This window comes from Nonomuraea corallina (genome assembly GCF_027620315.1).
GTDB lineage: Bacteria > Actinomycetota > Actinomycetes > Streptosporangiales > Streptosporangiaceae > Nonomuraea > Nonomuraea corallina.
The window spans coordinates 36197-50367 of record NZ_JAPNNL010000018.1; the positions used below are offsets into that span (position 1 = coordinate 36197).

At 72.9% G+C, this 14171-nt stretch carries 11 protein-coding genes; 6 read left to right on the forward strand and 5 right to left on the reverse strand.

Annotated features, from left to right (window positions below):
- The first annotated feature begins 96 nt into the window (after positions 1–96).
- Positions 97–2016 (forward strand): S41 family peptidase, encoded by a 1920-nt coding sequence (locus OUY22_RS07380; RefSeq protein WP_270154038.1) that lies wholly within the window; start codon positions 97–99, stop codon positions 2014–2016.
- Between the two features lie 37 nt (positions 2017–2053).
- Here the strand turns inward: OUY22_RS07380 and OUY22_RS07385 are convergent, their stop codons facing one another.
- On the reverse strand, positions 2054–3109 hold the full coding sequence (locus tag OUY22_RS07385) for a LacI family DNA-binding transcriptional regulator (RefSeq protein ID WP_270154039.1): 1056 nt from the start codon (positions 3107–3109) through the stop codon (positions 2054–2056).
- Positions 3110–3286: 177 nt separating this feature from the next.
- On the opposite strand from OUY22_RS07385, the gene OUY22_RS07390 reads away from it, so the two are divergent.
- Positions 3287–4507 carry an ABC transporter ATP-binding protein gene (locus tag OUY22_RS07390; RefSeq protein ID WP_270154040.1) on the forward strand — a complete coding sequence of 407 codons (1221 nt, stop codon included), beginning with the start codon at positions 3287–3289 and terminating at the stop codon, positions 4505–4507.
- Between the two features lie 141 nt (positions 4508–4648).
- Here OUY22_RS07390 and OUY22_RS07395 read toward each other — a convergent pair whose 3' ends face one another.
- Entirely contained in the window at positions 4649–5401 is a 753-nt protein-coding gene (locus OUY22_RS07395; protein WP_270154041.1) for an SDR family NAD(P)-dependent oxidoreductase, read from the reverse strand.
- Between the two features lie 143 nt (positions 5402–5544).
- Here OUY22_RS07395 and OUY22_RS07400 point away from each other — a divergent pair, with 143 nt between their 5' ends.
- On the forward strand, positions 5545–6693 hold the full coding sequence (locus OUY22_RS07400) for a PQQ-dependent sugar dehydrogenase (RefSeq protein ID WP_270154042.1): 1149 nt from the start codon (positions 5545–5547) through the stop codon (positions 6691–6693).
- Here the strand turns inward: OUY22_RS07400 and OUY22_RS07405 are convergent.
- Complete coding sequence (locus OUY22_RS07405) at positions 6653–6997, reverse strand: carboxymuconolactone decarboxylase family protein (protein WP_270154043.1); 345 nt, start codon at positions 6995–6997, stop codon at positions 6653–6655. The genes OUY22_RS07400 and OUY22_RS07405 overlap by 41 nt on opposite strands.
- 241 nt (positions 6998–7238) lie before the next feature.
- On the opposite strand from OUY22_RS07405, the gene OUY22_RS07410 reads away from it, so the two are divergent.
- The 3 genes from OUY22_RS07410 (at position 7239) to glnII (ending at position 11032) form a co-directional block, all read left to right on the forward strand.
- Positions 7239–9404, forward strand: coding sequence for an AAA family ATPase (locus OUY22_RS07410; RefSeq protein ID WP_270154044.1), 2166 nt, complete (start codon positions 7239–7241; stop codon positions 9402–9404).
- A 45-nt stretch (positions 9405–9449) separates the two neighbouring features.
- Positions 9450–9920 (forward strand): hypothetical protein, encoded by a 471-nt coding sequence (locus OUY22_RS07415; protein WP_270154045.1) that lies wholly within the window; start codon positions 9450–9452, stop codon positions 9918–9920.
- Between the two features lie 92 nt (positions 9921–10012).
- Positions 10013–11032: a glutamine synthetase gene (gene glnII / locus OUY22_RS07420; RefSeq protein ID WP_270154046.1), complete on the forward strand. Its 1020-nt coding sequence runs from the start codon at positions 10013–10015 to the stop codon at positions 11030–11032.
- 60 nt (positions 11033–11092) lie between these two features.
- On the opposite strand, the gene OUY22_RS07425 is transcribed toward glnII, so the two are convergent.
- Positions 11093–12415 (reverse strand): CehA/McbA family metallohydrolase, encoded by a 1323-nt coding sequence (locus tag OUY22_RS07425; protein WP_270154047.1) that lies wholly within the window; start codon positions 12413–12415, stop codon positions 11093–11095.
- 109 nt (positions 12416–12524) lie between these two features.
- Positions 12525–14060: an aldehyde dehydrogenase family protein gene (locus tag OUY22_RS07430; RefSeq protein WP_270154048.1), complete on the reverse strand. Its 1536-nt coding sequence runs from the start codon at positions 14058–14060 to the stop codon at positions 12525–12527.
- Positions 14061–14171 lie beyond the last annotated feature (111 nt).

The following is a 14171-nucleotide window of genomic DNA, read 5'->3' on the forward strand; positions in this document are numbered from 1 at the left end:
GCCCTAGGGAAAACCCTAGGGCGCCACCTGACGCGACCGCCGTCGCCCTCTGAGAGCTTGACCCGTGTCGGACAGGCACACGGGGCGGGAGACGACATGGGGATCGACGAGGGCGCGACAGGACAGGCCAAGCGACTGGCCGACGCGGTGGACCTGCGGGACTTCCTGGGCACGGCGGGCACGCTGACGCTCGCCGACCGGCGCACGCTGGTGGAGCAGGCGCTGGTGCTGATCGAGCAGAACTACGCCCACCTGCCGCTGAAGACCGCCATGTACGCGGTCAACCCGGTCCAGCGGCTCCGCCTGCTCGCGCTGAGGCTCAGCCGGCAGACGCCGGAGACGGCCGACCCCGAGCCGCGCTTCCACGCCGAGCTGTCGGAGATCTTCCACTCCGTACGCGACCTGCACACCAACTACCTGCTCCCGGAGCCGTACGCGAGCAAGGTCGCCTATCTCCCGTTCCTCGTCGAGGAGTGCCACGAGGACGGCGGCCCGCGCTATCTCGTGACCAGGATCGTCGAGGGGTTCTCCGCGCCGGGGTTCGAGCCGGGCGTCGAGGTCACCCACTGGAACGGCACCCCGATCGGCGCGGCGGTGGACGCCAACGCCGCGCGGTACGCGGGCGGCAACCCGGCGGCCCGGCACTCGCGCGGGCTGCAGTCGCTGACCATCCGGCCGCTGGTGATCCACCTGCCGCCCGACGAGTCCTGGGTGACGCTCAGCTATCTGGGCGGGGACGGGATAGCCAGGGAGCTGCGGGAGCCGTGGCGGGTGACGGCGAACCTGCCGCCGTTCGTCGACGCGGGCGCGCTCACCATGGCGGCCGTGTCGCAGGGGCTCGACCTGGGCACCGACGAGATCGGCCGCGCGCTCAGGATGCTCTACGTCCCCCGGACGCTCACGGCGGAGATCGCGGACGTTCCCGCCGAGCCCGCCGACGCCGGGGCCGACCTGCCGACGTCCATGCCGGCGTTCTTCAAGGCGCGTGCCGTGGTCACCCCGTCGGGGACGTTCGGCCACCTGCGCGTGTTCACCTTCAACACCAACGACCCCGGCGCGTTCGTCGGCGAGTTCGTCCGGCTCGCCGGCCTGCTCCCGCAGAACGGGCTCGTGGTCGACGTGCGGGGCAACGGAGGCGGGCACATCCACGCCGCCGAGTTCCTGCTGCAGACGCTCACGCCGCATCCGATCACCCCGGAGCCGACCCAGTTCGTCACCACGCCGCTGAACGCCCGCATCTGCGCGCAGCACGAGGAGAACCCGACCGGGCAGATCGACCTCGGCCCGTGGTGCCCGTCCATGAACCAGGCCCTGGAGATCGGCGCCGCGCACTCGGCCGGCTTCCCCATCACCCCCGCGGCCGGCGCGAACGCCGTCGGCCAGTGCTACCACGGCCCGGTCGTGCTCGTCACCGACGCCCGCTGCTACTCCGCGACCGACATCTTCGCCGCCGGCTTCCAGGACCACGGCATCGGCCCGGTCCTCGGCGTGGACGACAACACCGGCGCGGGCGGCGCCAACGTGTGGACGCACGAGCTGCTCAAGCTCCTGCTGGAACTGCCGTCACCCGCGCCCGGCTCGCCCTACCGGCCGCTGCCGGGCGGGGCGGGCATGCGCGTGTCGATCCGGCGCACCCTGCGCGTCCACGCGCTGGCCGGCACGCCCGTCGAGGACCTCGGCGTGCGGCCCGGCCACCGCCACCGCCTGACCCGCCGGGACCTCTTGGCCGGCAACCAGGACCTGCTGGCCCGCGCGGGCGAGCTGCTCGCGGCGCTCCCGGTACGCGGCCTCGACGTGCGCGTCGTCGGCGCGGCGAACGAGCTGACCCTGCGCACCAGCCTCCTGGACCGGGCGGACGTCTACCTGGACGGCAGGCCGCGGCTCTCCGCCGACGTGACCCAGGACACGGTCACCGTGGTCATCCCCGGCCTGGCCGCCGCCCGGACGGTCCGCGTCGAGGGCTTCCAGTCCGGTCAGCTCGTCGCCTCCCGCACCCTCGTGGCTGACACGACCTGACACGACCTGACGGCTCCGAGCCGGTCGGGCCGGGGATTCAGCGGTGCGGGCCGCAGCTGCCCCGGACGATCAGCTCGGTGGGGAGCACCACCGTGCGCGGGCGGCGGGCGCCCGCGCGCAGGACCAGCTCCGCCGCGCGGTACCCGATCTCGCGCCCCGGCTGGGCGATCACCGTCAGCGGAGGCGAGCAGAGCTCGGCCCACGGGACGTCGTCGTACATGACGAGCGACACGTCCCGCGGCACCCGCAGGTCCAGCTCCCGTGCCGCCAGCACCGCGGCCTCGCCGAGCGCGTTGCCCCCGGCCACCACCGCCGACAGGTCGGGCCGGCTCTGGAACAGCCCGGCCGCCGCCGCGTACGCGGAGTCGCGGCTCCCGGTGGCGAACACGATCAGCTCCTCGTCCACGGGCGCGCCCACCGCCTCGCGGAACGCCGCCACCCGCCGCTCGTGGCCGGGGCCGCCGAGGTAGGCGATGCGCCGGTGGCCCAGCCCTTTCAGGTAGCGCACCGCCGTGCGGATCCCGGACCGGTCGTCGGCGAGCACGGCGGGGGTGTCCAGCGGGCGCGCCGGCGGGGCCGGCGGCAGGCCGTCGAGGAGCATGAGGTCGTGGTCGGGACCCTCGGCGTCCTGATCGGGGCTCTCCCCGGGCAGGCGGTCGGCGAAGACCACGGTCATGCCCGCCCTGACGGCGGGCCGCCAGCTCTCGGCGTCGCCGGACGGGACCGCGACCACCCGGTCCACGCCCTGCTCCAGCAGCATGCCGACCATCTCCGACTCCTGCTCCGGGTCGTCGCCGGTCGAGCCCAGCACGACCGGCTCGCCTGCCGAGCGCGCGTGGGCGAGCACTCCCTCGGCGAGCAGGCCGAAGAACGTGTCGGTCAGGTCCGGGACGAGCAGCCCGAGGCCCCCGGTGCGGCGCTGGCGCAGGTTGCGGCCGGCGGCGCTGGGCCGGTAGTCGAGCTGCGCGGCGACGGCCAGCACCCGCTCCCGGGTCCCGGGGCTGGCCGAGCCGCCTGACAGCACCCTCGACACGGTGGCGATGCCCACGCCCGCCGCCTCGGCCACGTCCTTGATCGTCGCACGCTTCTCCATGGAAACGATTCCATCATGCTTTCCGCGTTTCCGGAAGTCGGTCGTACCCACATCGCCTGTATAGACGGGACTCTTGACACAGACAGCTCTTTCGCGGTGAGATGCTTGAAAACGTATCCAAGAACGCGGAACCCCCGCACCGACTATCGGGGCCATCGCCCTGCGCGAAGGACTGTCATGGCATCCATCGTTTTGAAAGACGTCGACAAGATCTACGCCGGTGGCGTCAAGGCCGTGAACGGGCTCAACCTTGAGATCAAGGACGGCGAGTTCATGGTGCTGGTCGGCCCCTCCGGCTGCGGTAAGTCGACCGCGCTGCGGATGATCGCCGGCCTGGAGGACATCAGCGGCGGCGAGATCTCCATCGGCGACAAGGTGGTCAACCACCTGCCGCCGAAGGACCGCGACATCGCCATGGTCTTCCAGAACTACGCGCTCTACCCGCACATGACGGTCGAGGAGAACCTCGCCTTCGGCCTCAAGCTGCGCAAGATGCCCAAGGCCGAGATCCAGCAGCGGGTCCAGGACGCGGCCAAGATGCTCGGCCTCGAGACCTACCTCAAGCGCAAGCCCGCCGCCCTGTCCGGCGGTCAGCGCCAGCGTGTCGCCATGGGCCGCGCCATCGTCCGCGAGCCGCAGGCCTTCCTCATGGACGAGCCGCTGTCCAACCTGGACGCCAAGCTCCGCGTCTCCATGCGCGCCTCGCTCAACCAGATGCACGAGCGCCTCGGCGTCACCACCGTCTACGTCACCCACGACCAGGTCGAGGCCATGACCCTCGGCGACCGCGTCTGCGTGCTCCGCGACGGCCTCCTCCAGCAGGTCGACACCCCGCAGAACCTCTTCGACCGGCCGGTCAACCTGTTCGTCGCCGGGTTCATGGGCTCGCCGTCGATGAACTTCGTCACCGCCGAGCTGGTCCGCGACGGTGGCCCCGCGGTGGCCTTCGCCGGCTACAAGCTGCCCATCCCGCAGTCCACGTTCAGCGACAAGCCCGGCCTCGACCAGTACCTCGGCAAGAAGATCATCCTCGGCATCCGCCCGTCCGACTTCGAGGACGCCGCCTCCGCCGGCGCCCACGCCGACAACGGCTGGGCGACGATCCCGGCCAAGGCCGAGGTCACCGAGGAGCTCGGCTCCGAGATCAACGTGCTGTTCCTGATCGACGCCCCGCCGGTGGAGCACAAGGACACCGTCGCCGCCGCCGACACGGGCGACGACGAGGAGGCCACGCTGCCGCTGTCCGGCGACAAGTCCCTGTGGACCGCCCGCGTCAACGCCCGCAGCCACGTGCGCCCCGGTCAGAGCGTCAACCTGGTCGTCGACACCCACAACATGCACTTCTTCGACCCGACCTCGGGCCTGGCCATCGGCCACCCGGCCAACGCCGGGCGCTGACCGCCCGGCACCCCGGCGTCGATACCCGGCCGCGGGCACTGCCCGCGGCCGTAAGGGCCCTCATCGCGACCCCCTCCCGCGGCGAGGGCCCGTCCCGTGCCCGGCCGTTCGCCGGGGTTACGGCGGACGAGCCGGAAAGGGTCAGCGGCGGCCGATGCGCGAGGAGATCTCCGCGACCAGGCGGCGCGGCACGAACCTGCCGACCGCGACGACCGCCTTGTAGCGCAGCGACGGCACCGACACCCACCTGCCCAGCGCCAGATCACGCAGCGCCTCGTCCACGACCCGGTCGGCGGTCAACCACATGAAACCCGGCGTGCCCGACATGTCGATCGAAGCACGCCGGTGGAACTCCGTCCGCACGAACCCCGGGCACAGCGCCATCACCTTGACCCCCGGCTCGCTGATCGCGGCCGCGGTGGACTCGCTGAAGTTGGCCACCCAGGCCTTCGAAGCGCTGTAGGAGCCGCGCGTGAAGAAGCCCGCCGCCGAACCGACGTTGACCACCGCGCCCTTGCCGCGCTTGCGCATCCCCGGCAGCGCCGCCAGCGTCAACCGCAGCACCGCCTCGCAGTGCAGCTTGAGCATCCGCAGCTCGTCCTCCACCGGCGTGTCCAGGAAGTCGTGCCGGTGCGCGAAACCGGCGTTGTTCACCAGCAGGTCGACCCCCTCCCGGCAGCGGGCCTCCACCAGGGCCAGGCCGTCGTCCGAGGCCAGATCGGCAGGCAGGATCTCGACCTCGACCCCGTACCTCAGCTTGAGCTGATCGGCGCTCTCGCCGAGCCGGTGCTCGTCGCGCGCCACCAGGACCAGAGCGAAACCGTCGGCGGACAGCCGGCGGGCGAACGCGGCGCCGATGCCCGCGGTGGCGCCAGTGATCAGTGCGGTAGGCATGCCCAGCACCCTAACCCCCTGGTGACCCGTCTCCCGGACCGGACGCCGCGATGCGTGCCCGCGGCCCGCTCAGCCCGCCGTAGGTCTGATCGGAGGGTGTGCGGTCGGTGGTGCGGGGGGTGGGGGCGTGCGAGGATGGCGGCGTGCGCCTTGCCGTGGTCGTGCTCGCCGTCGTCGTGACCGCCTGCTCCGCCGCGCAGCCGCAGGGGGCGACCCCGTCCGCCTCGGTCGGCACCGCCGCGCCGCGGCCGTCCACGCCGGACGGCCGGGCCGCGACGCCCGGTGCGGGGAAGCTGAAGTTCACCGAGATCGCCGCGCTGGAGCGGCCGGTGGCGTTCACCGTCCGGGCGGATGATCGCCGCCTGTACGTGGCCGAGCAGGGCGGCAAGCTGCGGACCACCGACGGTGACACGATCGTCGATCTGTCCGGGGAGGTCAGCGGCGGCAACGAGCAAGGGCTGCTCGGCGTCGCGTTCCACCCGTCGGGGCGCTGGCTCTACCTCGACTGGACCGACAGGGCCGGCACCACGCACGTCACCGAGTGGGCCTACGACGGTAAGAAGGCCACGGGCAGGCGTGAGGTGCTGACCGTGGAGCAGCCGTTCGCCAACCACAACGGCGGCCAGCTCGCCTTCGGCCCCGACGGCCACCTGTACGTCGCGCTCGGCGACGGCGGCGGCGCCGGTGACCCGGAGGGCAACGGCCAGGACCTCGGCACGCTGCTGGGCAAGATCCTGCGCATCGACCCGCGCGGCGGGCGGCCGTACGCGGTTCCTGACGACAACCCGTTCGTCGGCAAGGAGGGGGCGCGGCCGGAGATCTGGGCGTACGGGCTGCGCAACCCGTGGCGGTTCGGCTTCGACCGGGAGAACGGCGACCTGTGGATCGGCGACGTCGGCCAGAACCGCTGGGAGGAGATCGACTACCAGCCCGCCGGTTCCGAGGGCGGCGAGAACTACGGCTGGGACGTGCGCGAGGGCGCCGAACGCTTCCGCCCCGGCCGCGCCGAGGACCCGGTCGACCCGGTGATCGTCTACTCGCTGGATGAGGGCCGCAACTGCTCCGTGATCGCCGGGTTCGTCTACCGCGGCGCGAAGATCCCGTGGCTGCGCGGCCAGTTCCTGTACGGCGACTTCTGCGCCGGATGGATCAGGGCCGCGCCCGTCGACGATCTGGAGCGCGACCGGCGCGTGGGCGAGGTGGAGCAGCTGTCGTCGTTCGGCGAGGACCACGACGGGGAGCTGTACGCGCTCAGCCTGTCGGGTTCCGTCTATCGGATCGATCCCGCCTGACCCTTTCGGCCAGGTCCTCGACCTGGTTGTTGAGCCGCGTGCCCCGCGCCCAGCCGGCGTAGTGGGTGAGGAAGACGACGATCTCCCGCAGCTCGGTCTCGTCCAGGTCGCCGGTGCGCAGGGCAGCGTCGAGCTGCAGCGTCACCTGGTCGTCCAGCCCTTGCCCGACGAGCAGGCCGATCAGGATCAGGCGGCGTTCCCTGAACGTGAGCGTCTCCCGTGACCAGAGGTCGGCGAAGGCGCGCTCCGCCGTCATCCCGTACGAGTCGACGGTCTCCGTGGCCGGTCCGGCCGGTTCTGTCATCGTGCGCTCCGTCGCGAAAGGAGGGTGGCTTCATCTTCGGCCACGTCCCGGGCCTCACCAAGAGGGACGCTCGTAAGTCGGACCCCGAGGACAGGTGGTTCTGCTGATCTGTAACAACCAAGGCAAAGGTATGGCCAAGATTTGGTCAAGATTTCTTCATGCGCTCCCGGCTCAGCCGGGGAGAAAGCGGGCAGAACCACTGCGGTGCCTCGTCCTGTGGAGGTAGACCCAGGTGAAGACGATGTACGCGAGGTACGCCAGGTACGCGAGGTCCCTGCCGGAGCCGGGCCGGGCGCGCGACAGGGCCGGGTTCCGGCTTCCCCGGCCGGTGAGGGTCGTCTTCTGGGTGGCGGTTGCCGTCACGCTGGTCGCCGGCGGACTGCTGTCCGGCCTGTTCCGGACGTCGCCGTTCGTGCCGTTCCTGTTAGGACTCGTGGTCGTCGCCGGGGCCGCCGTCCTGGTCCGGCTCCTGCTCAGGGACGGTGTGGAGACATACCGGCCCGGCTCCGTCGCCACCCGCTTCGCCGACGTACGGGGACAGGACGGCGTGGTCGAGCGGCTCCAGGAGCACCTCGCCCGCTGGCGCGAGGGCGGCGCGATCGAGGAGGGCGGCGGATCCGCGCCGGGCGGCCTGCTGCTGTGGGGGCCGCCGGGCCCCGGCAAGGCGCGGGTCGCCGAGGCCGTCGCGGGTGAGACCGGCAAGCCGTACGTGGTCGTGGACGTGCGCGCGTTCGCCGCGGCTCCTCCGGCCGTCGGCGTCCTGAAGGTCAAGGCGCTCTTCATGAGGCTGCGCACGCTGGCGCTGCGCCACGGCGGCGTGGTCGTCCTCTTCGACGAGGCGGACGCGCCGGCCGGGCCGGTCCCCGGCGGCGGCCTCTCCGGCTGCAACGGCCTGGCCCACCTGTCGGAGGAGAGCCGCTCGGCGCTCGCCCGGCCGGATGCCGGTGCGGGCATGCGACGGGCGCTGATCAGCGAGTTGTCCAGGCTCAGGAGGCCACGCGGGCGTTTGCGCCGGCTGTCCGCGTACCGGGTCCTCGTCATCATGACCGCCCGCCGGCCCGACGCGCTGGACGGGGCGCTGCTGCGGACCGGCCGCGTCGACCGCGTCCACCAGGCCGGCCACCCGTCCGAGGCCGGGCGGCCGCGGGGCGTCGGGAGGCACGCGGCGGCCGTGCACGAGGCCTGCCACGCGGTGGTCGCGTACGTGACGCGCGCCCGCCCGGAGCCCGGCGTCGCCACCATCGAGCAGGGCGCGGGTCATCTGGGCGGGGCCGCCGCGGCCAGGATCGAGGGCCGGCCCGCCCGGTGGAAGTCGGGGTACGAGGCCGACGTGATGGTCGCGCTCGCCTCCCTGGCGGGGGAGCGGATGTTCTTCGGCGGGGACAGCTCCTGCGACGTCTCCGGGGACCTCCACTCGGCCACGCTCCTCACCGCCCTCATGGAGTCCTCGTGGGGGATGGGCTCGGACGTCTCCTCGCTGCCCGCCCTGCGGGAGCTGGGGATGGACGAGGACCGCCGGTCGCTCGGGGAGCGGGTCGAACGCCACCTGGCGCGGCTGCTGGAGAAGACCGGGGACCTGCTCCAGGAGCATCGCCAGGACGTGCTGTGCCTGGCGCACGCGCTGGAGACGCACCGGACGCTCGACGGCGGCGACGTGGCGGCGATCCTGCGGCGGCGGCCCGGGCGGCGCGTCGACGGTACGGGGTACGCCTCCGACGCGTTCGTGCGGGAACTGGAGGAGTACCACGCGGAGGTCGTCCGGGCGCACCAGGACCACGACCGGCTGGACCGCGACCCACCGGCCGTGCCGAGGGCAGGAGCGCGTCCTCGGGGGAGCGCGGCGGGGCGGGGAACAGGGGTGGGGGCGCGTCCCGGTGCGGGAATCCCGCTTTCGGAGGTCGGAGGGCCTGCTGGTGGAAGGCCGGCGGCGTATCGCGGAGCCCGGTCCGGTGCGGGCGGGGGGCCCGCGTTCGTGCCGTGGGGCACGCCGCCGCAGCCGGACGGGGCCGGGCAGCCGCCGCCGGAGCAGGGGAGGGGCCGGTGGTGGGTGGTCGTGGCCAGCGCGTTCACGCTCGTCGGGCTGGCCGTCGTACTCGCCCTGTCGCTGAACGGCGTGCTGACCGCCGGCCCCGCCGCCGGGACGGAGACCGGAGCGGCGGCCGCGCCCGGTCCCGGTGTCGCCTCGCCGTGGCTGCTGGTCGCGCTGTTCGTGGTGGTGGTGGCGGTGGTCGTCGGCGCCGGGCTCACCACCGTGGCCGTCAAGGCCATGCGGGCGGCGCGGGCCAAGGCGGACCGGGAGCGGGACGAGGCGCACGCCCGCGCCCAGTTCCTGGCGGCGGCGCTGGATCCCGACACCGCGATGCGGCTGCTCGGCTACGACGGCGGCGGGCGGCGCGAGCTCGCCTGAACCGTACGGCTGAACCCCGGCCCCGCGGGTCACGTCATCAGGGGTATGCGCGCTCCCTCCACCGTCCTCGTCCTCGCCGCTCTGCTGACCGCGTGCGCCGGCCCTCCGGTCTGCACGGCGATCGGCGTCCCCGTCGGGGTCCTGCTGGACGTCGAGCCGCCGCTCGCCGCCCGGGTGGACCGGGCGGAGCTGGAGGTGTGCTGGTCGGGGACGTGCCACCGGCCCGAGCTGATCCTGCACCCGGCCACCGCGGCCGTCGAGACGACCTGCGCGGGCGACACCTGCTCGGCCCGCATGGCCGAGACGGGCGGCGCGCACGGCTTCGCCTCCGTGCCCGGCCTGCCGAAGAGCCCGGTGCGGGTGCGTCTCACGCTCCGCGACGCTGAGGGCCGCTCCGTGCTCGGCCGCACTCTCGACGTCACCCCCGAAGGCCGCTTCCCCAACGGTCCCGAGTGCGGCGAGGGCGGCCCCAACGTGCAGCTCGTGGCCGGCTCTGGTGACGTGCGCGCAAAGTAATCGCCTTAACACAGCGTTCACATTCGGGCAAAAAGGGGGAAACGGCCGTACACGAGACTCGGCGTGGCTGACGAACATGGGAAAGGACCGCTGTGAGCTACAAGGCTGAGTACATCTGGATCGATGGCACCGAGCCCACCGCGCTGCTGCGCTCGAAGACCAAGATCCTGGCCGACGGGGTCGAGCCGCCGGTGTGGGGCTTCGACGGCTCCAGCACGAACCAGGCCGAGGGCCACAAGTCCGACCTCGTGCTCCGTCCCGTGCTCACCTGCCCCGACCCGATCCGCGGCGGTGACAGCGTGCTCGTGCTGTGCGAGGTCGAGATGGTCGACGGCGAACCGCACAAGAGCAACACCCGCGCCCTGCTCCGCCCGGTCGCCGAGCAGTACGCCGAGCATGACTCGTGGTTCGGCATCGAGCAGGAGTACACCTTCTTCAAGGGCAGCCGCCCGCTCGGCTTCCCCGAGGGCGGCTTCCCCGCCCCGCAGGGCCACTACTACTGCGGCGTCGGCGCCGAGGCCGTGTTCGGCCGCGAGATCGTCGAGCTCCACCTCGACCGCTGCCTCGCCGCCGGGCTGAAGGTCTCCGGCATCAACGCCGAGGTCATGCCCGGCCAGTGGGAGTTCCAGATCGGCCCGGCCGGGCCGATCGAGGTCGCCGACCACCTGTGGATCGCCCGCTGGCTGCTCTACCGCACCGCCGAGGAGTTCGGCGTGGAGGCCACCCTCGACGCCAAGCCCGCCCGCGGCGACTGGAACGGCGCCGGCGCGCACACCAACTTCTCCACCAGGGCCATGCGCGAGGGCTACGACGCGATCATCACCGCCTGCGAGGCTCTCGGCGAGGGCGACAAGCCCATGGAGCACATCACCCAGTACGGCGCCGACATCGAGAGCCGGCTGACCGGCGCGCACGAGACCGCTCCGTGGAACCGCTACAGCTACGGCGTCTCCGACCGCGGCGCGTCCGTCCGCATCCCGTGGCAGGTCGAGGTCGAGCGGAAGGGCTACATCGAGGACCGCCGCCCGAACGCCAACATCGACCCGTACGTGGTCACCCGCCTCCTCGTCGGCACCTGCTGCGCCGCCCTGGAGAAGGCCGGCCAGGTCTGATCCACCGCCTCGCCAGGAGGGGAGAGAACGCGGGCACCCCCGATGGGGCCCGCGTTCTCCTCAGCGGAGGCGCGCCAGGTACACCCGCCGCGCCTCCTCCACCACCTCCAGGACGTCCTCGGCCACCCGGTCCCTGACCTGCTTCTCCAGCAGGTCGAGCCAGCGCAGGCAGAACGTCACGTCCTCCTCCCTGGCCACCCTCCGGTGACACACGTCCAGGTAGACCGGGCTGCTGTGGGCGACCACCCGCCCGCCGCCGCCCTCCGCGACCGCGACCACGTACGTCGGCCACACCACCGGCAGGCAGGCGTCCAGGCCATCGGCGGACGCCCCGGCGGGCCCCGACGCCAGCTCGCCGTCGGCGGTCAGCAGCCGCACCCGCTCCGCCCCCTCGCCGAGCACGCGCGCCGTCACCCGCACCGTCCCGCCCGGCCTCAGGTCGAGCGTGGCGCCCGGCCCGCGGCCGTCCACCTCCAGCTCCAGGAACGGGCCGGTGGTGACGAACGTGTGCCCCCGCCGCACCGCCCTGGCGTACGCGCCCGCGGTCAGCCGCCCGTCGACCCGCGCGTACGTGCGTTCCCGGCCAATCGGGCCGAGCCGGCGGGTGCCGCCGCCCGTGGCCCCGATCCGGTTGCCCGCCCCGATCAGCCGCCGGTACGCCGCCGGGGACCCGATCGCGGACGAGAAGCCGTCGACCAGCCCCAGCGCCGCGTCCACCACGGCCAGCCGCGCGTCGCCCCCCGCGTCGCCCCCGCTCATCAGCTGGTCGGCCGTCTCGGCGGGACCGGCGCAGGGGTTCGCGTAGGCCGCCAGGGCCCCGCGGTCGCGCACCGCGCGCAGCGTCTCGGGGGTGAGCGGCCACGCGCCGAGCCCGCGCACCTGGTGGACCAGGTCGACCCGGGCCACGTGCGCGCCGTCCGACCACGGCAGGTCGCGGCCCGCCCAGTGGTCCAGCGTCTCGCCGTCGTGCGCCACCAGATTGATCACGTGCAGGTCCTCGCCGTGCTGGGCGGCGGCCACCCATCCCGCCGGGCGGTTCAGCGGGACGTGCAGGTCGGCGCCGTACCAGCCGCGCGCCGCGGCGTCGTACAGACGCGGCGGGGTGAGCTCCACCAGCGTCTCGCCCGGACAGGGCAGCAGCGTGGTCTCCACGCTCGCGTGCTCGGGGCCTCTCGCCGCCCGGACGGTGACCGGCTCGCCCGGCACGGCCAGGACGAGATCGTCGCCGTGGAAGTACGGCAGGCCGTCGAGATCGTGGGCGGGAACCGTGCCGGGCGGGCACCAGCCGCGGCCGTCGCGGGTCCGGACGCTCCAGCGGCAGGGGACGCCGGCCCGCAGGCGGAGGACCGGCCGACCAGCTAATGGTTTCAGATAGTCACACATCGGCTTCTCCCCGTGATCGAAGGCGCCGCCATCGTGACACGACCGTGTCCCGCCGGGAAGGGCCCCGTTCCCGGCGGGGGTGGCTTCCGTTACACCCGGTGGTAAAGACCTAGAGCCGGAACTCCGGATCGGGGGTAATCTCCGCCACGTCCATCTGCGCCTTCTGCAGCCGGCCGGAGTGGTCCCAGTTCATCGACTGCCAGCGGGTGAACTGGTCGAGCACCCACATCCCCGACTGGCGGCTGCCGTTGCCCGACTTGCCGTTGCCGCCGAACGGCAGATGGGCCTCCGCCCCGGAGGTCGAGTTGTTGACGCTGACCATGCCCGCGGAGATGCCCTCGCGGAAGGCGAAGGCGTGCTTGGCGTCGGTGGTGTAGATGGAGCTGGACAGGCCGTAGCCGGGCCGGTTGGCCAGCTCGATCGCCTCGCTCAGGGTGGAGAACGTGGTGACGCCGACGATCGGGCCGAACGTCTCCTCCAGGAAGAGCCGGTCGTCCGGCCGGACCCCGTCGACCACGACCGGGTGGTAGTAGAGGCCGTCGTCGCCGGTGAAGCCGGCGCGCGGGCTGCCGGCGGTGATCCGCCCGGTGGGGCCGGACACGACCCGGTGGTGCGGCTGGATCCAGGTCAGGTACTCCTCGTACCGGTCGGCGAACTTCTGGTCGAGCAGCGGGCCCGCCAGCACGTCCTCGCGCGGGTCGCCGACCCGGGCGGCGTCCAGCGCCCGGACGAGGCGGGCGGTGAAGTCCTCATGGACGCTCTCGTGCACGATCACGGTGCCCAGGCTGGTGCAGCGCTGGCCCGCCGTGCCGAACCCGGAGAACAGCGCGCCCTCCACGGCCAGGTCCAGGTCGGCGTCCGGCATGATCACCATCGGGTTCTTGCCGCCGAGCTCCAGGCAGGGCGACTGCAGGTGGCGGCCCGCCAGCTCGCCGACCTTCCTGCCCACCTCACTCGAACCGGTGAACCCGATCTTGTCGACCGTGCCCTCGGTGAGCGCCTGCTCCAGGCCCGCGAAGGTCTGCGGGCCGTCGGCGAACACCACGTTGAGCACGCCGTCGGGCAGGCCGGAGGCGGCGAACAGCCGGTACATCGCGTGCGCCGACGCGGCGGCGTACTCGGCCGGCTTCCACACCACCGCGTTGCCGCACAGCAGGGCGGGCACGAGATACCACGACGGGACCGCCACCGGGAAGTTGCCCGCCGTGATCACCGTGGCCACGCCCACCGGGTTGCGGAAGGTGAACAGGTTCTTGTCCGGCATCTCCGAGGGGACGGTCTGCCCGTACAGCCTGCGGCCCTCGCCCAGGAAGAAGTCGCACGTGTCGACGATCTCCCGCACCTCGCCGAGCGCCTCCGCGTACGGCTTGCCGATCTCCTCGGTCACCAGCGCGGCCAGGCTCTCCGCGTTGTCCTCCACCAGCCTGCCGATCGAGGCGATCACCCGGCCGCGGACCGGTGCCGAGACCTTCGCCCACTCCCGCTGGGCGTCCCTGGCGGTGCGGCAGGCGGCGGCGAACGTGTCGGCGTCGGCCATCCCGACCCGCGCCACCACGTCGCCGAGCCTGGCGGGGTTGACAGAGGCGTACGTGTCCGAGCCGGCGGCGTCCTTGCCGCCGACCACGGAAACAATCTGACGGGTCACGGGTGCCCTCCTCATAGGTTCTCCGGTCAGACAATCATCTCCCGGGACATTTCCCAACTTACGCATCGGGCCAGGGATTTCCTCCGGGAGGAGAGCCGGGCGGCTAGCGTG

Excerpts from the sequence above, each read along its gene's own strand:
- OUY22_RS07380 (WP_270154038.1), top strand. The coding sequence starts at position 97 with ATGGGGATCGACGAGGGCGCGACAGGACAGGCCAAGCGACTGGCCGAC.
- OUY22_RS07385 (WP_270154039.1), bottom strand. The coding sequence starts at position 3,109 with ATGGAGAAGCGTGCGACGATCAAGGACGTGGCCGAGGCGGCGGGCGTG.
- OUY22_RS07390 (WP_270154040.1), top strand. The coding sequence starts at position 3,287 with ATGGCATCCATCGTTTTGAAAGACGTCGACAAGATCTACGCCGGTGGC.
- OUY22_RS07395 (WP_270154041.1), bottom strand. The coding sequence starts at position 5,401 with ATGCCTACCGCACTGATCACTGGCGCCACCGCGGGCATCGGCGCCGCG.
- OUY22_RS07405 (WP_270154043.1), bottom strand. The coding sequence starts at position 6,997 with ATGACAGAACCGGCCGGACCGGCCACGGAGACCGTCGACTCGTACGGG.
- OUY22_RS07410 (WP_270154044.1), top strand. The coding sequence starts at position 7,239 with ATGTACGCGAGGTACGCCAGGTACGCGAGGTCCCTGCCGGAGCCGGGC.
- OUY22_RS07415 (WP_270154045.1), top strand. The coding sequence starts at position 9,450 with ATGCGCGCTCCCTCCACCGTCCTCGTCCTCGCCGCTCTGCTGACCGCG.
- OUY22_RS07425 (WP_270154047.1), bottom strand. The coding sequence starts at position 12,415 with ATGTGTGACTATCTGAAACCATTAGCTGGTCGGCCGGTCCTCCGCCTG.